The sequence below is a fragment of the Eisenibacter elegans DSM 3317 genome (assembly GCF_000430505.1).
Taxonomy (GTDB): domain Bacteria; phylum Bacteroidota; class Bacteroidia; order Cytophagales; family Microscillaceae; genus Eisenibacter; species Eisenibacter elegans.
On sequence record NZ_KE387154.1, the window covers coordinates 19588 to 38462 of the forward strand.

The 18875-nt window shown below is 48.3% G+C and carries 13 protein-coding genes; 5 read left to right on the forward strand and 8 right to left on the reverse strand.

All coding sequences use genetic code 11. The features are described 5' to 3' along the window. The first annotated feature begins 2 nt into the window (after nt 1-2). The 3 genes from tsaD (at nt 3) to G499_RS20425 (ending at nt 3646) form a co-directional block, all read left to right on the forward strand. Entirely contained in the window at nt 3-1016 is a 1014-nt protein-coding gene (gene tsaD, locus G499_RS0115965; RefSeq protein WP_027000764.1) for a tRNA (adenosine(37)-N6)-threonylcarbamoyltransferase complex transferase subunit TsaD, read from the forward strand. Nucleotides 1017-1021: 5 nt separating this feature from the next. Further along, nucleotides 1022-1192 carry a hypothetical protein gene (locus G499_RS21940; RefSeq protein ID WP_154658508.1) on the forward strand — a complete coding sequence of 57 codons (171 nt, stop codon included), beginning with the start codon at nt 1022-1024 and terminating at the stop codon, nt 1190-1192. Between the two features lie 396 nt (nt 1193-1588). Next, nucleotides 1589-3646, forward strand: a complete 2058-nt coding sequence (locus G499_RS20425; protein WP_035727922.1) for a carboxy terminal-processing peptidase — start codon at nt 1589-1591, stop codon at nt 3644-3646. 178 nt (nt 3647-3824) lie between these two features. Here the strand turns inward: G499_RS20425 and miaA are convergent, their stop codons facing one another. Further along, nucleotides 3825-4754: a tRNA (adenosine(37)-N6)-dimethylallyltransferase MiaA gene (gene miaA, locus G499_RS0115980; RefSeq protein WP_051296328.1), complete on the reverse strand. Its 930-nt coding sequence runs from the start codon at nt 4752-4754 to the stop codon at nt 3825-3827. A 149-nt stretch (nt 4755-4903) separates the two neighbouring features. On the opposite strand from miaA, the gene G499_RS0115985 reads away from it, so the two are divergent. After that, entirely contained in the window at nt 4904-5296 is a 393-nt protein-coding gene (locus tag G499_RS0115985) for a T9SS type A sorting domain-containing protein (protein WP_027000766.1), read from the forward strand. Between the two features lie 232 nt (nt 5297-5528). Beyond that, complete coding sequence (locus G499_RS0115990) at nt 5529-6851, forward strand: hypothetical protein (protein ID WP_027000767.1); 1323 nt, start codon at nt 5529-5531, stop codon at nt 6849-6851. A gap of 344 nt (nt 6852-7195) precedes the next feature. On the opposite strand, the gene G499_RS0115995 is transcribed toward G499_RS0115990, so the two are convergent. From G499_RS0115995 to porG, 7 genes are all read right to left on the reverse strand, one after another. Further along, nucleotides 7196-8830: a glutamate synthase-related protein gene (locus G499_RS0115995; protein ID WP_035727923.1), complete on the reverse strand. Its 1635-nt coding sequence runs from the start codon at nt 8828-8830 to the stop codon at nt 7196-7198. Between the two features lie 581 nt (nt 8831-9411). Further along, on the reverse strand, nt 9412-11580 hold the full coding sequence (locus G499_RS0116000) for a sensor histidine kinase (protein ID WP_027000769.1): 2169 nt from the start codon (nt 11578-11580) through the stop codon (nt 9412-9414). Between the two features lie 99 nt (nt 11581-11679). Beyond that, nucleotides 11680-13002 (reverse strand): TolC family protein, encoded by a 1323-nt coding sequence (locus G499_RS0116005; protein WP_027000770.1) that lies wholly within the window; start codon nt 13000-13002, stop codon nt 11680-11682. A 48-nt stretch (nt 13003-13050) separates the two neighbouring features. Continuing rightward, entirely contained in the window at nt 13051-16236 is a 3186-nt protein-coding gene (locus G499_RS0116010; RefSeq protein WP_027000771.1) for an efflux RND transporter permease subunit, read from the reverse strand. Nucleotides 16237-16268: 32 nt separating this feature from the next. Beyond that, the gene (locus G499_RS0116015) at nt 16269-17390 is read right to left on the reverse strand and encodes an efflux RND transporter periplasmic adaptor subunit (RefSeq protein WP_027000772.1); all 1122 of its coding nucleotides are present in this window, start codon (nt 17388-17390) and stop codon (nt 16269-16271) included. Nucleotides 17391-17458: 68 nt separating this feature from the next. After that, nucleotides 17459-17938 (reverse strand): MarR family winged helix-turn-helix transcriptional regulator, encoded by a 480-nt coding sequence (locus G499_RS20430; RefSeq protein WP_051296329.1) that lies wholly within the window; start codon nt 17936-17938, stop codon nt 17459-17461. Between the two features lie 184 nt (nt 17939-18122). Beyond that, entirely contained in the window at nt 18123-18869 is a 747-nt protein-coding gene (porG, locus tag G499_RS0116025; RefSeq protein WP_081413851.1) for a type IX secretion system protein PorG, read from the reverse strand. Nucleotides 18870-18875: the final 6 nt, after the last annotated feature.

Sequence of the window (18875 nt, forward strand, 5' to 3'; positions counted from 1 at the left end):
ATATGGGCGTAATACTATTAGCGATAGAATCTTCTTGCGACGAAACTGCGGCTGCCGTGCTTAAAGACGGTAAAATATTGGCCAATGTTGTGGCCAACCAAACCGTTCACGAGCAATATGGCGGCGTAGTACCAGAGCTGGCCTCCCGCGAACATCAGAAAAATATCATTCCGGTGGTGGCGCAAGCGCTTCAAGAAGCAAAAATAACAAAATCTGAGCTAAATGCAGTAGCTTTTACCCGAGGACCCGGCCTTTTGGGTGCTTTGTTGGTTGGGACTTCCTTTGCCAAAGGTCTTGCCCTTAGCCTCAACATCCCGCTAGTAGAAGTAAACCATATGGAAGCGCATATAATGGCACATTTTATTGACGAGCCTCACCCACCCTTCCCTTTCCTATGCCTGACCGTGAGCGGGGGGCACACGCAGCTCGTGATTGTCAGCGCACCCACCAAAATGCACATCATCGGCGAAACCATTGACGATGCCGTAGGCGAAGCTTTTGACAAAACAGCCAAGCTCCTTGGCCTGCCCTACCCCGGTGGCCCTATGGTCGATGCTTATGCTCAAAAAGGCAACCCCCGCGCATTCCCATTTACCAAACCCAATATCGAAGGCCTCAATTTCTCGTTTAGTGGCGTAAAAACAGCTATTTTGTACTTCCTTAGAGCACAGCTAAAGGATAATCCTGACTTTATTACAGAAAACCTGGCCGATATCTGCGCCTCTGTCCAACATACACTGGTCAGTATCTTGCTTGATAAACTCAAACAAGCCGCCCAACAATACCAATGCCGGCATATCGCCATCGCCGGCGGCGTATCGGCCAATAGCGGCCTGCGGCAAGCCTTAGAAACCGCCGCCCAAACCGAAGGCTGGCAGGTATATCTCCCTGCCTTTGAGTATTGTACTGACAATGCCGCCATGATTGCCATCGCCGGATACCACAAGTACCTCGCCCAAGATTTCAGCTCCCAAGCCATCAGCCCTATGCCCCGAATGCCCATCCCCACCTTATAGCCCAAATGTCTATCCTACTGATTTTTCTGTCCCTTTTATTGGATAGCACTGCCGTCGCCACCGACGCTACCCATAACCAAGAACTACAAAGGGTGCTTTCGCTCATTATTTGTGGCGCAATATTGCTCTTCTGGCTGCTTTACTGGATTCGCCGCCAACAACGAGACGACTTCTGAAGCACTCATAGTATCCTGATATTGAGGCTAATACGACATATACACAGACTATATGTGCCCATATTACACGCTCGCACTAAAACCCTTGAGGGGCAAGAAAGTCAAATTGCGTAAGTCTTAATACATGAACTAGCCCCAATCTGCCAACCACCTTATCAACAAAACGACTCCTTCATACGTTATCGAAATACGACAAGACACAAAAGATAAAAGCCCAAACCCTATGTTTGTATTCGTTTTTTGCTAAATTCGCTCATTGGGCAACATTGCCCATAGGCTCAGATTTTCATTCCCCACAGACTTTATCGAGCTTTGCCTTCAGCAAACCCTCTACCAAAGCCTGTCTCCTTCCTATTAGTTCAGTACCCATTAAGTTTGTAGAGAAAGATGTACCTTATGAAAAAAGCGCTATTCCTCATCATACCCCTTGCTGCCGCAACGTGGATATGGTCTTGGGTAGGAAGCAACAAGCATACAACAGGCGAGCCGACCTATCAGGCCTTGGCCGATACCATTCGTCTCAAGCCTGAACCCATTCACTATCGCAAAGCACAATTAGTAGCCACCCTGCTACAACAAATGCACTACAATCAGGCTAAGCTTGATGACCGTATCTCTGAAGAAGCCCTCAAGCTTTACCTTCAGTCATTAGACAACAACAAGCTCTATTTCTTGGCCTCTGACATTGCCTCTTTTAGCAAATACACCCACTCGCTAGACAATCAGCTGGCTATGGGCGAAATCGCCCCGGCCTTCGAGATTTATGCTGTCTACCAAAATCGTTTGCTCGCACGTATCAACAAAATACTCAATGAAACGCTGCTCACCACACACGACTACACCCTAGACGAAACATATCTCTATGACCGCGACGACGCACCCTGGGCAGCTACCCAAGCCGAGCTAGACGAAGAGTGGCGCAAGGTCATCAAAAACCAAGCGCTCAGCCTACATCTAACCGGCAAGAGCCAAGAGGAAATTGTAGAAACGCTGCGAGGACGCTATGAGCGGTTTCTCAAAAATGTTGAAAAAACCACTTCCGAAGATGTTTTTGAGCTATATATGAATGCCTTCAGTGGCGCATATGATCCACACAGCAATTACTTCTCGCCCATCTCCTCTGACAATTTTATGATGGATATGCGCAAATCCTTAGAAGGGATTGGGGCAGTGCTTCGCTCCGAAAACGACTACACCGTCATCCAAGAGGTGCGCCCGGGAGGCCCTGCTTTCAAAAGCAACGAACTCAAACAAGGCGACCGCATCCTAGCTGTCGCACAAGATGAAACCGGGGAGTATGTTGATGTAATAGGATGGCGGATTGATGAAGTAGTGCAGAAAATCAGAGGCCCCAAAGGCTCTACCGTGCGCCTACAAGTTTTGCCCGCCGGCCTAGCCATTACGGCCAAACCCAAAGAAGTCCGGCTGATTAGAGATAAAATCACCCTTGAGGAACAATCTGCCCAGAAAAAAATCTTGACCATCCAAGAAGGGAAAAAAACCTACCGCATCGGGGTCATCGAAGTACCCTCTTTTTACCTCGATGCTGACGCAATGGCCAAGGGCGACCGCAATTACAAAAGCACCAGCCGCGATGTAGCCCGATTGGTACAAGAGCTGCAAGCCGAACAAATTGACGGCCTACTGATAGACCTACGCAACAACGGCGGTGGCTCCCTCAAAGAGGCGATTGACCTAACGGGGCTTTTTGTGGATGATAAGCCTGTTGTCCAAATCAGAGATGCCAACGGAGACGTATCACTAGGCCAAACCCGAAATATTACCAAAATATACGATGGGCCGCTCGGCGTGATTGTCAACCGATTTAGTGCCTCGGCCTCCGAAATCTTCGCAGCTGCAATACAGGACTATAAGCGTGGCCTCGTCATCGGAGAAGAAACCTTCGGCAAGGGAACCGTCCAGTCTATGGTCGATTTTGGAAGATATATCAATACCGGCGACAAGCACCCCGGCCATATGAACTTGACCATCTCGAAGTTTTACCGTATCACAGGCAGCAGCACACAAAACAAAGGAGTAACCCCCGACATCTTGTTCCCATCACCATACAGCCGCGACGAGCTGAGTGAGGCTGCCGCCCCCAATGCCCTCCCTTGGGACGAAATATCGCCCACTAATTACAAGTCGGCCAATATCGTCAGTGCAGATGATCTCAAACAACTGCGCCTGCTTTTTGAGCAAAAACTCAAAACAGATGATGACTTTATGTTGCTCATCAAAGACATCGAAGAACAGCAGAAACTGCGCGAACGAAAGCTCATCTCCCTCCAAGAGGCCGCACGCCGCCTCGAAACCGAAGAACAGGAACAAAAGCTAGAAGCACGCAAAAAACTCGAAGCCGCCGACAGCAACAACAAAGACCTGATGCTCAAAAGCGCTGCCGAGATAATGACCGGATTTATAGAGCTGCGGTATGTGGCAAAGCGCAAATAGTCTTGTGCCACAGTCGAGGCTTTATGCCCCAATCAAGATTGTCTGGGGAAATATATGCCTTGACAATTCTTGAGAATAAGGAAAATAAAGCGCTCTGGTTCTCAAATAACTACCATCCCAATGATTTTGGGGTGGTTTTTTTGATTGTCAGCCTTTTTCCCATACATTGGGGTAGCTGTCAAATATGTGTCTGAACATAGGCCAGAATTGCTGCTTGTTGTTCGGGGCTAAACCACTGTATCTCACGAATCCGCCGAAACCAAGTCAATTGCCTTTTGGCATAGCGCCTGCTATTTCGTTTAAGCAGTCTCAGGGCTTCTTCTCTGTCATAAATCCCTTCAAAATACCCATACCACTCTTGGTATCCTACGGTTTGGAGGGCATTGTGCATACGATATGGATAAAGTCGCCGCGCTTCAGCTTCTAACCCTTGCGCTACCATCACCTCCACACGGGTATCTATGCGCCCATAGAGCTGTTCGCGAGGCAAGTCAAGGCCAATGTACAAAACCCGAAACGGTCGGGGCTTAGGTTGATGATGATGAAAAGAGGAGAAGGGCTTACCCGTACCGATACAAACCTCCAAAGCCCGCAACACTCTCTGAGGGTTATGCCGATCAATCTGGTTGTAGCTGTGAGGGTCTCGCTGTGCTAGCTCAGCCACCAACGACTCCAACCCCTCGGCTTCTAGGCGCTGCTGTAGCTGGACGCGGATTTCGGGCGGTATCGGCGGCAAGTTATCTAGGCCTTCACACAAAGCCTTGACATACAACCCTGAGCCCCCCACCAAGACTACCACCGGCTTATCCACAAATAGTTGTGCTAAGCAGGCCAAGGCCTCTTGCTCATACTGCCCCACACTGTAAGACTGCTGTATGCTGTGTGAGTGGATAAAATGATGCTGGGCAGCGGCCAACTCTGCCGCCGTAGGAGCTGCCGTGCCTACCGACATTTCCCGATAAAACTGCCGCGCATCTGCTGATACAATCGCCGTATCAAAAGCTTGCGCAAGCGCAATGGCTGTGGCCGTTTTCCCAACAGCCGTAGGGCCTACTACCGCCACCAACAAAGGTAGGGCTGCAACAGGGGGGGAGGAGGAATTTATCATACGCTCATAAATATAAATCGACGCTTCGTGGGGTAGAATACGTCGTTGGTAGACAAATAAGTAACTTTGGGCAATATTTATCGTTTATCAAAACAAATGGACACACGGATAACCTCCAAGCTTTGAGGTTTATAGCTAATCTGTTGACTATGATACAATCATTACACTTGATTATATGGTTTTGCTGGAGCGTCTTGTTGACTCCCTTGGAGTTGCCAACAACAAGCTGCCCACAGTGCCCCCAAGAGGTACAGGCTGCGCAATCAAAAACGGACACTACTGCCCTCAAAAAAATCGCTGCCGAGCCGCTGCCCGTCAAACGAGGAAGCAGCATACAGCTATTAGTAGGTTTGGAAGAAACCGACAGGCTGGCCAAGGTACAACTCCTTGACCCTATGGGAACACTACTGCTAGAGCAAGAAGTACATCCCATCAACCCATTTATACACAATATCGCCTTGGCGCAAGGAGTCTATTACCTGAAAATTTATACCTCCAAGCAATGCCTTGTACAAAAGGTAACTATTTTTGATACTGAATAAGCCAATTTTGATATTCTTTCTGACCACTCGGGCATACTGAGTGGTTTTTTTAGGCAGATACCCTCCTCTCAACACACAAAAATAGGGGATTTTCTGCTTAGATATAACCCTGTCTCTCCAAACAAAGTCCATACACTATTGCTCCTTTGTCCAAGCCTTTCGAACTTTGCGCATCATACCAAGTATTTTGGAGGATACATCAATTCAAGTTTCGGCTACATTATCACCATCTATGCCCCAAACCCTGCTGCTTTTTCTGCATAGCCTTCTGATAGCGTTTTGGGTATCTTGGCTTCGGCAACGCAGCGCTAGCGCTGCGCTGCGCCGTTGGTTTTGGCCAGCGCTAGGCCTCAAGCTAGGCGCCGGATGGGCATTTGGCTGGATGTATATGAGCTATTATCAAGGTGGGGATACCGTGGTGTTTTTTCAAAATAGCCGGCTCTTAGCACAACTGGCCTTGGCCGAACCTCAAGTATATTGGCATTTTTGGTGGCATACGGCTTGGCATCCAGAGGTAGTCTTGACCGCCGCCGAGCTGTGGTATCAGCCTAGGGTGTTGGTATTGCTCAAGCCGCTGAGCCTACTGGCCTTGGGCTGTGCCGAGCATTATTGGCTGATGAGTGCCTACTTCAGCCTACTTAGCTTTGCAGCTACGTGGGGGCTGCTGCGCAAACTCGAAGCACGCTGGCCAGCCTACACTTCGGCGGCTGTTTTGGCTTTTTTGTTATGGCCTACGGTAAGCTTTTGGACTAGCGGCCTCCAAAAAGAAGCCCTCGCGTGGGCAGCTATCGCGTTTATTGTCCAACAATTATTTGCTGACACACCCCGGTACCTGACATGGTCTTTGGCCAAATCTGCCTTGGCATTAAGCGGACTTTTGGCGCTCAAGTTTTATTATGCCGCAGCCCTGATTGGGGCAATAGGTTGTTATTGGATGCTCTTGGCCTCCAACCAATATGTGATAACAGGCTTACCCAATAGCCGACGAAGGCCAATGCTACAGTGGCTTTTGGGCTTATCTACCTTTGGGGTATTGTTGGGTTTGTTGAGCCTAAGCCACCCCCACTTCAACCCTAGCGATTTTTTTCATAGTCTAGTCGTCAACCACAACACTAGCTATCATTTTTCGCATCCGGCTCAGGCCATCAACTATACCAAAATCAGCCAGAAAGGGTACTATGCCTTACACAGCCACTGGACAGACTTGCTGTATAATGCCCCTCAGGCATTGTTTGGAGGGCTTTTCAGGCCTATACTGTGGGTAGATAGTTGGCAACAAGGCTGGTTGCAGCGCTTGGCGATGCTCGAAAACACCTTGTTTTTGGGTTGGGGGCTTGTGGCCTGTCTATTGGCATACAAACAATCCACAGAGGGCGAGCCCTTGGTAGCCGCCTTGGTTATTTATGCCGGATGCTTGGCCCTGTTATTGGCTTTTGCTTCTCCCAACTTTGGTAGTTTATTGCGCTATAGGGTGTCTTTTTATCCTTTTTTGCTCTACCTATGGGGTATTCCGCTGTACCGATATTGGGCATCTGTAGGCAGTCGCGCTGCTTAGCGCGTGTTGAAATTTTCGGTGTGGCACTCGAAACAGATGATTTTTGTGCTGTTGCCAGGCAAAAAGCGTAGGCGTTACCATTTAGCCCACGATTAAAATCGTGGGAGGGCTACGACGAGCATTTTTAACGACATAACAGCCAAAAACAAGTTTTTTGGTATCGATGAAGGGGGTTTTAAACAAGCTCCACGCCACTGGACATTTTTGGAAAAGTAGCTCAGAGTTCTAGCCCCGAGACAAGTTGAGGCCTCATTTTGGGGGCACAATGAGACCTAACCCACAGTTTTAACTATGGAATTTGAAAAATGTCCAGTGGCGTGAACAAGCCCTTAATTAGGCATCACTTATTTGGCTTGTGCCAAGGCCTTTTTCACATCCAGTAAGTGGTTACCCAGTCCACCCAAGTCTGCACACTGAAGCAGGTGTTCCATCCCCTGAAACGCAACCGGAGAGCGATCATAGCCATAGTTTTCAAAGAGTGTATGGGTCTTGCGGCTGTCTCCCATACCCATCTCTATATCGTGCATCGTATATTGGCAGGGGTGTTCGTAGCCGCTAGCGTGGGTGATTTCGAGGATTTCTTTGCGCAATGTTTTCAGGTAGTTAAAAAATCGGACAGACTTGAGCGTGGGGTCTAGCCCTCTTTCAAGCCACCAATTTTGGGTAGCCACTCCGGCCGGGCACTTATTGGTATGGCATATTTGCGCTTGGATACAGCCAATGGAGAGCATTGCCTCACGCGCCACGTGAATCAGATCTGCCCCCATAGCCAAGGCCATAATAGACTTGGCAGGGAAGCCCAAGCGCCCAGAAGCAATGAAAACGATACGGTCGGTAAGCCCTCGGTCTAAAAATATCTTGTATACACTGGCAAAGCCAAACGTAAAGGGCAGCGATACGTGGTCGGCAAATGAGTGTGGCGCAGCCCCTGTGCCGCCCTCCCCTCCATCGATGGAGATAAAATCAGGGCCTGTGCCGGTGGCCACCATCCGGTCTGCCAACTCTTCCCACATATCCAACTTGCCTACGGCAGCCTTGAAACCCACAGGCAGCCCTGTACGGTCGGCTATAGCCTCCAGAAAATCTAAAAACTCCGGAATATTGCTAAACGCACTGTGGTACGCAGGAGAAAGGACATCCTGCCCCATAGGGATGCCCCTAATATCGGCGATTTCCTTGGTGATTTTGGAGGCAGGCAACACCCCTCCTTTGCCTGGTTTCGCCCCTTGTGAAATCTTGACCTCTATGGCTCTGACAAAGGGGTTGGCCTCGGTCAGTGCTACTAGCCGCTCCATAGAAAAGTTCCCTTTATCATCGCGTACGCCAAAGTAACCAGTTCCAAAATGAAACATCACATCTGCCCCATTTTTATGATAAGGCGCCAAGCCTCCTTCTCCAGTACTATGATAACAGCCCGACATCTTGGCTCCTTTGTTGAGCGCAATCACTGCATTGCGCGAAAGTGCTCCAAAACTCATTGCCGAGATATTGACCAACGAATAGGGGCGGTAGGGGCGTTTGCGCCTCCCGGCTCCCATTACCTTCGCACAAGGCAAAAAATAAGGATCTTTGTGATTGATATGCCCCGGCTCTATACGATAAGGAAAAAGTGCCGGGTTGATGAATACATGCCCCGAAGCATAGATTTCTTTGTCTGTACCAAAGCCTTCGTAGTTATTTTCTTTCTTAGACGACGCATAAATCCAAGCGCGTTGGCTTCGGTTAAACGGTAGCTCTTCGCGGTTATTGGCTACAATATACTGCCGCAATTCCGGCCCTATAGACTCCAGCAAGTAGCGTAAACGCCCTACTACCGGAAAATTGCGTTTGATGGTGTTGCGCTTATTGAAAAAAGCATCCACCACGGCCATATACAAGATCCAAATCGGCAGTAACACCAGCAAATAATGAAACCAGCGCGCTTCGAGTGTAAAAATAGCTTCTACGAATTCGGAAATGTTTTGTAGGAATTGTAGCATAAGTATTGGGGGGTATGGGTGAGTTCGGAAGAAGAGGTCATTTTGGTTAGCGCAAATCTCTAACCAAACCTTTGTGCTCACTGTGTTTTTATAGAACTTAACCAATATACGTTTGAAACTTTTATAGAGTTGTTCTTTGGCTAAATTCCACACAATTAGCCAATTAGTATTAGCTTCAGCCGGTATGATGCTGTTAGCGGCTAACTTTTGGTTTGATTAATCGTTAATAAGTTATGATTTATGGTTTTTATTGCTATTTTAGCAGAACGAATCCATTCGTGAACTCATATTTTTATATGTAAATTCTATTGTATCATGTCCAAAAATTCCAAAATCAAAAAGTTTAGAGACTTGGAACAAGACGATTTTGAGGCAAACAAATCACGCAATAAGAAATCGTCAAAAGGAGCTAAACCGAACAGAGGGCGGCGCTTTGTTTCTGAAATAGATGATCAGTATTCGGAATCGTATTCATATTAGTTTCCATACAAGGCTAACCCGCCGGTAGTGTTTATGACATCGGTCTTGTGATTCACAGGTATGGAGAGGAGTCTCTTTTAGAGACTCCTTTTTTTGTGCCTTTATTTCGGCAATCGTATAGTAAAAGCCGTTTCTCCTAAAGAATTTTTAGCGTAATGAATGCTTCCGCAAAGTTTCTGAATTGCGTTTTGGGCAGTATACAAGCCCAACCCTTCTCCTTTGGAGCGTTCGGTAGCTTTATAGAACATGTCAAAAATATACGGTGCAACAGCCGTGTCTATGCCTTGTCCATTGTCTCTGACCAAGATTAGCCAGTCTTTGGGCTTATCAATGAGCCTAATGGTCAGATAGGGGTGGTGTGTGGGCGAAGAAGGCTTCTGGTACTGTATTGCGTTATGTATCAGGCTATACATTGCTGCGCCAAGCAGCTCTTTATCGGTATGAATGAGCGGTTGGCAGGCCCTTACATCGATGGCCAGCGGCTCCAATGTTTCGGTTTGAGCCAGCAAATTGAGCTGATACCTGACCAACTGTTTGAAGTCTACCTTGCTCCGCTCTACTTGCATCGACTTGATTTCCATCACCTCTATCAGCCCCTGAAGCAAATCGTGCATTTTCTGGGTATTCTGCCCGATACGCTCTAGGTACTCGCGGGCTATGGGGCTGTCGGCTAGTTCCAAGGTAGCCAGATGATGTAGGCCTTCGAGTGAAGTCAAGGGAGATTTTAGGTCATGAGAGGCGCGGTAGATAAACGTATCTAAATCTTTGGTAGCTGCTTGTAGCTCTGCGGCCTTGGTATTGACCATTTCCTGTAGGTTGCTATTATAATGAATTAGTTCGGTATTTTGCCGCTCTATGAGGCGTTGAGCAGCAAGGAGTTTTTCCTGTTTTCGATTTAGCTCGTCGCGTTGGGCTTCTATCTCCTCTTTTTGCTGTCTGATTTGCTCCAAGGCTTGTTGGCGCTCTTGGCTTTCATATACTACCGTGATGGTTTCGACAATAGAGACCAAAAAATTAACATCAGCAGCGTCCCAGTCTCTTGGCTCGGCATTTTCAAAAATCACTACACCACGCAGCAGTCCATTCATAAAATAAGACAAGGCCAGCAGCGCCCGGCTTTGTTGTTGGGCAAAATATTCGCTCATTTCATAGGTATGCGCATTTTGGGCGATATCTGAGGCGGTTACGATGCGCTCTTGGCGGACAATATTGAAAAACGCCGGATAGTCTGTAAGGTATAATAAGTCGCCGGATTGGTGCTGGTTAATACGAGTATCATAACAATCAAGCGCTTCCAACACCTGAGCATCATTGCGATATTCCCACACACTGACCCGTGTACACAACATCGTAACGGCAGAAGTACGGGTAATTTCGGCCAAGGCTTGCGCCAGTTGTCCACCTTGTACATAGGGGCTACGCGCCAATAGCAACAATATCTGGCTGTGTTCTTCGAGTGTTTCTTTTTGACGCTGAAGGGCTTGGCTCACCCGCTGAATCTGTTGGTTGCGCTGCTCTAGGTCATATTTTTGTTCGCTAATAGAAGCGTGTGAAGCATTCAGCTCTTCGTATGCCTCAGCTAGTTGGTATTGGCTTTGCTTTAGCTCACGGTTGCTGTAACGCAGCTCTTGCAACAAGTGCCTGACCTTGCTTTCGTAACGCGCATTGACATTGAGCAGGGCAAGTAGACTCAACACAAAAAGCAAATAGCCCAACACGCTAAAGGCCGTTACGATAAAATAACCCTCTAGGCGCAAGCCTACTTGCGAGGGAGCCACTCCCAAGAGCCAGTGTAACCCATCAAAAGACAAAAGACAAAGTAAGGGCAGGCCTAGGCCCAACCATCGGTCAAGGCGCTGGCGCATATCCAACAACAACAAGGGCAAGACTACCGAAGCCAGAATAACCAGCCTTGGCGCAAAGTATTGTACTACCAGTACAGCTTCGGGGTGGAGATACTTGGCCATCAACGCAACCCCTAGATTATAAACCGGCATACTCAACGCCAACAAATACAGCACCATCCGCTGATAGCCCAACCTATTCAGCAGTGGCATACTGAGGTAAAAAATAAATTCTATAATAAAGGGGCTGCTAATAGGATATTCCTGAAATTCTAGGCGGCTCAAAAGTATCAGCCCCAAGCTCAAAAAAGCGAGCAAGAGGCTGATTTGGTTGGAGAGTAAAATACGCTTTTGTAAGGCTTCGGGCATGGAGTGGTCAACTCCCCAGTGAATAAACACATCCCATTGCTTGAGCCGCCAATCCATTTTATGTATCAATCTTTAAAATATCCAAACAACATTTTGCCAAAAATCAGGTATTGTCCCTAACGGATTCCAGGCCAAATAGTTGAGCAAAAGGCGCATTTAGCGCAGTTCCTGTAGTAGCTCTCCAGAGAGGCGCACTACCTCCAGCTCGGCAGTTTTGGCTGTAAAGTATGCATTGTTGAGTGCATTGCGGGCTTGTACGAGGTTGAGCTGCGCTTCACGGAATTGGGTAGTATTGATTTGCCCAAAGTTAAATTTCTCAGTGCTTTGCTCAAAATTTTGCTCAGCTATCCGCACGTTGCGCTCCTGCATCCGCACCACAAAGAGGGCGTTTTCATACGTTGCATAAGCATTGACAACCTCTCGCTCAATCCGCTCTTGGATTAGCTTTTCTTGCTCTTGGGCAATGTCTACCCCAATGCGTGCATTTTGGATTTGCGTGCGGCGTTGCATACCATTGAAAATAGGCCAATTGAGCGTAATACCGGCGTTAAAGCCCCGTGTTTGGTTGCTGATTACAAAGCCGGCCTGTGCTTCGGTACGGTTATAGCCATAGGCTGCATTGAGGTCTATCGTAGGATAATTGGCTGCTTGGGCGATGTGTAGGCTATTTTCTGATACACGCAAATTTTGGCGGATAGCCACCAACTCCGCGTTGTTTTCTTTGGCTTTCCCCAAGAGTGTGTTGAGCGCCGGAAGATCGGCATCGGCCACTTGTTTTTCAACCTCATAATCATAGTCGAGGCTTTGTGCCATGAGGTTGTTAAGGTTACGCTTGGCGTTGCGGTAGTCTATACTGGCAGCAAAATAGCGCACACTGTCAGCGTTGAGGTCTACGGTAGCATTGAGCACATCGAGACTAGAAGCAGCGCCAAACTCGGCTCGTTGCTGCGCCCGCTTGAAGCGGTCTGTAGAAATGTCGATGGCTTGTTGGGCTACGCTGAGATTCTCTTGCGCCAAAGCCACGGCATAATATGCATTGATGGTTTGGCTGAGGGTTTCTTCTACCAATCTACGCGACTCTGCATCGGTTTGGCGCGCCGTCAACAATAGATTCTGAAGGTTGCGCTTGTTGGCTCCCCCTTGATACAGGATATACCGAGCTTCTATAGAGGCGTTGCCGCTGACAGTGGCGGCATTGTCGATGCTTTGCCCATCGCCACTCAAAAAAACAAGGTTTACATCATTGAGGCTGTAGCTCATCCCTGCATTCAGCGCTACAGTAGGCATCAGCCCTGCATTGCCGGCAATAGCGGCGTTTTCGGCTACTGTTACCTGATAACGGGCTACTTTGATGCTGTAATTGTTGGCAAAGGTCTGCTGGATGGCTTGCTCCAGTGTGAGCGTAGTTTGTTGAGCCTGCGCCAGCCAAGGCCATAGGCCAAGGCTAAGCAAGCAAATTAGACGGGCATAATGTGTCATGACAAAAATACGGATGACGTAGTTTGAGGTGATTCTTTGTTTTCTGACTTATTGGATATGTTCGGCTTCCAGCTCTTTTACGGCAGGCTCCAGTGACTCACGAGATGGTAAGGACTCTTTTTGGCCAAATAAGAACTGCCGGAAGGCCACACTGTAAAGCTTGATGTCGTTGGCCAACATCAACAAGGCCGGCAAAAGTACCAAGGTCGTGAATGTAGCCACCAAGAGGCCATAGCTCAGCGATATGGCCATCGGGATTAGAAATTGGGCTTGTAGACTGCGTTCCAAAATCAAGGGGCCAAGACCGGCTACCGTAGTAACAGTGGTGAGCAAGATTGGGCGGAAGCGCGACATACCGGCCTCGTGTAGTGCTGCAATAAAGGGCTTTCTTTCTTTGAGATAACCGTTGAATGCGCTCACAAATACAAGCGAGTCATTGATCATTACCCCTACCAAGGCAATCATCCCGAGGGCGGAGAAAAAGCTGATGGCAGCCCCGTGGATATAATGCCCAATACCAACTCCGACCAAGCCCAGCGGAATCATCAGAAACACGATAGCCGTTTGCCATACAGAGCGGAAGGTCATCATCACCACCGCAAACATGAGCAAAAACACAATCGGTAAGACCACCTGTGCCGAGCGCTGCGTTTTGTCGCTTTCTCGGCTTTGGCCTTCATAAGAAGTGCGCAAAGCTGGATATTTGGCCATAATGGGTGGCAAAATGTTGGTCTGAATATCGGCTAGAATTTCAGTTACAGACTCATTGGGGTTGGCCAAATCTGCTTCTACCCTGATTTCGCGTTTGCCGTCGAGGTGGCTGATAGAGACCACCCCACGCGTGCTGGTGAGGGTAGCCAGCTCCCTCAGCGGAATTTCTTGACCTTCGGGCAGGCGGATACGCATATCCTCCAAATCACTGATAGACTTCCGGTTGCTTTCATCATAGCGCAGCCACACCCGCACCTCGTCTACGTTGCGCTGTAGGCGCTGGGCTTCGCTTCCAAAAAAGCCTTGCCGCACTTGCCCTATAATATCTTGTGGTTGCAAACCTAGGGCTTTGGCCTTTTCTTTTAGCTCTATGTTCAGCTCTCTCAAGCCCTCTTGGTCATTGTCAATGATATCACGCAATGAGGAAAGGCTGGTTAAGGCCGCTTTTATTTCGTCTTTGGCCTGCTGCATCTCTTCTTTGTTGTAGCCCAAAATAGAAATAGATACTGGCTTGCCAAAGGCTGAGGCAATACCATAAGAGAGGTTTTCGGCACCAGGGATTTCGCCCACCAGCTCTCGGATACGGTTGGAGATGACAAAGCTGGGCATCGCCCGGTCTTCTCCATTGAGCAAAGTGATGGCAATGGTTCCTCGGTGAGTTTCGGGGCCTATGCGTCGGTCGATAATCGCCACGACATCACGTCCGTCGGGGCGTTGTTGTTTGATTTCCTCATTTACTTGTTTTATTTTCTCTTCTATATAGAGTGTGTATTTTTCGGTAATATTCTCTCGTGTTCCCGCCGGCATCAAGAGATTGATGTCGATGTTGTCGCGGTCAATAAAGGGAAAGAATGTCGTTTTGATGATGCCGCCTTCGATGGCCCCAATGACGATAAACATACTTCCGATCGAAATACCGACAATAAAGAGTGGATTTCGGATAGTGAAGCGTAACACGGGGGCGTAGAGTGTTTCACGCATCCAGCCCATTACGGCACCCATCACCCTATCTATAAAGCCGAATACCTTGTTAGTAACTGCACGCCAAGGCGTGGGCTTACCTGTCTCTAGGGAGTGCGCAATGTGCGCAGGCAAGATGAGGGCACATTCTACCAAAGAAAACAACAGGGTTGTGATGACGACAAAGGCCATATTTTGGAAGAACTCGCCCACACGGCCATCCAAGAAGAAGAAAGCCGAAAAAGCTATCACAGTAGTCAATACTGCCGAAATAACCGAGGGCAACACTTCCATGGTGCCGTCGATGGCCGCCGTGATGGGGTCTTTGCCCCGCTCAAAGTGTTGGTAAATATTTTCGGCCACAACAATGCCGTCATCTACCAGAATACCCACTACCAGAATCATCCCAAAGAGTGAGATGACGTTGATGGTCAACCCGGCAATAGCCCCTACGATAAACATCCCCATAAAACAGATAGGCAAGCCTGCCGACACCCAAAAAGCCAGAGAAGGGTTCAGAAACAAGGCCAAGAAGATGATTACCAAGGCTGCGCCTACAATGCCGTTATTCACCAAAAGCTCGATACGTTGGCGCAAGTTGATGGAGCTGTCTTGTACGATGGTGGCCTTGACTACATCGTTTTTCTCATTAAACTCCTTCACATAGTCGCGGATGTAGTCTGTAATGAAGAGTATGTCCTCGTTAATGGTATTTTCGACCGTGATGAGGGCCGCCGGTTGTTGGTTGATATAAGTACGGTCAGGGATATCGGCCCAGCGGTCGCGCACATCGGCAATGTCACGCAGATAAACTACTTGGCCATTGGCATTGGTCTTGATAACAATGTCTTTGAAGCGCTCGGCATAATAAGCCTTCGATTTGGCTCGAATAAGTAGCTCTTCGCGCTCTCCCTTGATTGTGCCTCCGGTTACTTCTATATTGGCCTTACGGACGGCCTCGGTGGCTTGCTGAAAGGAAATTTGGTAGGCTTGTAAGTCTGCCTCGCGGAAGGCAATCTCTATTTCCTCGTCGGGGTAGCCCGAAAGCGTTACCTTAGAGATGCCCTCTACGCTGCGGAGGTCGTTTTCAATCTCAAGAGCAAAGCGTTTGAGCGTACGTAAGTCTACATCTCCGCTGATGGAGAAGTTGATGGCGCGGCTGAGGTTTTCCATCTTGTAGATGACCAACGGCTCCATCTCTGCGGGGAAGTTGCTCACACGGTCTACAGCATTTTTGACATCCTGTAGTACCAAGTCCGTGTCATAGTCTTTGAGCACCTCTATGGTGATGGTTCCGCTGTTTTCGCGAGAGACCGAAGAGACCCGTTCCAGCCCTGTGATGCCCTTGAGGTTGTCTTCTATCTTGAGCACTACCCCTTCTTCTATTTCTTCGGGTGCTGCGCCGGGATATATAATTTGGATACTGATCACACGGCTCTCACGCTCTGGGAACAGGGTCGATTTGAGGCTAGTAAGCCCAAAAAAACCAAAAATAAGAATCAACACCAAGATGGCATTGCCCGATACGGGGTATTTAATAAAATAAGCAATCAGACTTCTCATGACATTGTCAATAAATAGGGGGGTGTTTTGCCTTAGTTGTTACGCATCCGAACTTCCATTCCTTCAAAAGCCCCTGTTACTGGCTCTGAGAGAACAATTGTTTCGTTGGGGATGCCTTTGAGCACTACATTGGCTCCGTTGTAGCGCACCACCTCGACCGGGATGAGCTTGAGTCGGTTCTGTTTGTTGATGCTAAAGACCTGTTTTCCATTGACAAGCAGGTTGCGGTCAAGCTCTACCACATCCCCAATCATATTGCCTGTTACACGGCCTTTGAGAAACATTCCTTCGCGCAGCCCTGCCCCCGAAACAGCCACAAAAAGGCGTACCATCTGGGTTGAGGCATCCATTTTATCACTGATACGGACAACACGCCCCTGCCATTTGCCCTCGGTATCTTCTGAATATAGGTTGACATAATCGCCTATCTGAACGCGGCCAATGTCTTTGAGATTAACAGAAGTTTCCAGCTCGTAGGCTCCTGAGCTCATAATCTCGCCAAGCTTTTGCCCTGTACGGATGAGCGTCCCGGGGTTGATATTCGATTCTACCACCACCCCTGCAAAGGGCGCTGTGATGAGGTGTTTGCGAAGGCGTTCCTCAGCACTTTTGATGTTATAGTATTGGTCATAAATCCCTTTAGTTACGACAAAAAAGCGTTCCCTATCGCTTTCTGTCTCTGGGAACTTGGCCAAGGGCTTGTTGGCATCAAAGGCTTGGATATATTCATTCCACTTGGGGTATGCCTCCGGATAATCTATCTTGAGGTCGGGTAACATCTGGGTCAATACATTTTGTAGGGCGCTTTTTTGTGCCAATAGGTTGAGGCGCGCCTCCGTGTCATCTATTTTGAGCAATACTTGACCTATGTTGAAGCGGTTGCCTTCCTTAAAAACTACCCCTGCGGCTTGCAAAACCCCACCAACCTCGGCATATACTTCTACCTTATTGCCGGCGATAAGCCGCCCGCTAAGGGGGATAGCAGCCTCTACAGACTGGTTGCGTACAGTAAGCACGGCTACTGACCGCGCCTTGATGGTTTCTTCTTTGCGAGGGGTTTCTTTACGCTGGTTGCTCAACGAGCGCCCCACCACAAATGATACCCCAACAAGTAATACTGACAGGGCAATGATAACGATTTGATTCAGTTTCATGACAACAAAAAATTATTTAAATCACACTGCTGTGATGGGCTTTAGGTGGTGTAACAATGATTGATATATCAACTAAGTTTTTGGGGGGCTTGTTCCCAATAATTGGATAAGTTATGGCTGACTTGTCGCAACACTTTTTTGCATATGGCAAGCTCCTGAGGATCAATATCCTCTTGGGCTATTTCTAGGTTTCGTTGGGCTTCGTCAATCAGGGCCTTTTGCAAATCCTTTCCGGCCTTGGTAAGGTAGATAAGTTTGTTGCGACGGTCTACCTGATGTTGCACCCTGACGACCAAGTTGCGGCGTTCCAGCCCGTGGATAAGGCGGGTTACGCTGGTCTTGTCTTTGCCTACCCAAGCGGCTATATCGCGCTGATTGCGGCCATCTTGCTCCCAAAGAGCTAAAAGTACCACCCACTGCTCTCGGGTGATGTCGTGGCCGGCTTGCTCAAAAAGTTGTTGCAATGACTGACCTATTTGGCGCTTGGCCTGCGTCAACAGATACCCTAAAGAGTCTTGCAAGATGTAAGAAGAAGATAACTGGGACATTTTTTAGTTGTTTAATCAACCATAAAACAATTTGACTTTTATAATAGTTGTGCAAAAGTTCTGATTCCGACATACGTAGGGTTTACCACGACCAATGCAAAGCTAAGCCCTTTGAGCTACGCATAAAAAAACCCTCGCAAGTAGCGAGGGTCGGCAGTTATTGTCTGATATTTGCCCGGTGGGCTTAGCGTATTCTGGCTCTATTGACCTTACTCCGAGGGATTTTTACGGGGCAAGGGTCTTGTGGGAAGACGTAGCTCAGCGATAGCACCGTAAAGAAGTAATAGTCTTTGTCATTGGGGTTGCCCGTAAAGAGCTTGGGGTCTCTGGGGGCGGCCAATCCAGCATTGCCATCGACATTGAGGTCATCTAGGTTGTCAGTAAATGTGCGACGTGCTTCAAACGACATCCCGAGATTGAGCGTAGGAGAAAGCGCATACTTGATACCCAAGCCAAAAGGGATGGCCATAGAGAATTTACCATAAGTAGGGCGTGTATTTTTGACGGGGTCGAAGAAAAAGCCTGCCACGCCGGCAAAGAGGTAGGGAGTCCAGCGGTACTCGTCGCGTTTGTCGCGCCCAAGGTCGAAAAAGTTATACTCTACCTGAAAGCCCAACTCTAGGATATTGGTTTGGAACTCAAACCCACGCGCCGCACTGACAGCATCTTTGTTGAGGCGGTCTGCGTGTTGGATATAACCATAGTTGCCATTGAGCTTAAAGCTAAAAGCCGGCCGGGGGTTGATACGGTAGAAGAAACCGCCCCCAATGCCGGGGTTTGTAATATTGATAAACGACGACATGTCGCCTTGGTAATTCATTGCACCCAAGCTTACCCCCATCTCGTGGGTTTGGGCATTGGTTGGAACCGAATAACCTAAAAACAGACACCACAACAGCGCGGTTAGGTAAATATGCGTTTGCTTCATCATCACAAG

Coding starts and splice junctions, on each gene's coding strand:
- tsaD (WP_027000764.1), top strand. CDS start 3: ATGGGCGTAATACTATTAGCGATAGAATCTTCTTGCGACGAAACTGCG.
- G499_RS21940 (WP_154658508.1), top strand. CDS start 1,022: ATGTCTATCCTACTGATTTTTCTGTCCCTTTTATTGGATAGCACTGCC.
- G499_RS20425 (WP_035727922.1), top strand. CDS start 1,589: ATGAAAAAAGCGCTATTCCTCATCATACCCCTTGCTGCCGCAACGTGG.
- miaA (WP_051296328.1), bottom strand. CDS start 4,754: ATGATAAATTCCTCCTCCCCCCCTGTTGCAGCCCTACCTTTGTTGGTG.
- G499_RS0115985 (WP_027000766.1), top strand. CDS start 4,904: ATGATACAATCATTACACTTGATTATATGGTTTTGCTGGAGCGTCTTG.
- G499_RS0115990 (WP_027000767.1), top strand. CDS start 5,529: ATGCCCCAAACCCTGCTGCTTTTTCTGCATAGCCTTCTGATAGCGTTT.
- G499_RS0115995 (WP_035727923.1), bottom strand. CDS start 8,830: ATGCTACAATTCCTACAAAACATTTCCGAATTCGTAGAAGCTATTTTT.
- G499_RS0116000 (WP_027000769.1), bottom strand. CDS start 11,580: ATGGATTGGCGGCTCAAGCAATGGGATGTGTTTATTCACTGGGGAGTT.
- G499_RS0116005 (WP_027000770.1), bottom strand. CDS start 13,002: ATGACACATTATGCCCGTCTAATTTGCTTGCTTAGCCTTGGCCTATGG.
- G499_RS0116010 (WP_027000771.1), bottom strand. CDS start 16,236: ATGAGAAGTCTGATTGCTTATTTTATTAAATACCCCGTATCGGGCAAT.
- G499_RS0116015 (WP_027000772.1), bottom strand. CDS start 17,390: ATGAAACTGAATCAAATCGTTATCATTGCCCTGTCAGTATTACTTGTT.
- G499_RS20430 (WP_051296329.1), bottom strand. CDS start 17,938: ATGTCCCAGTTATCTTCTTCTTACATCTTGCAAGACTCTTTAGGGTAT.
- porG (WP_081413851.1), bottom strand. CDS start 18,869: ATGATGAAGCAAACGCATATTTACCTAACCGCGCTGTTGTGGTGTCTG.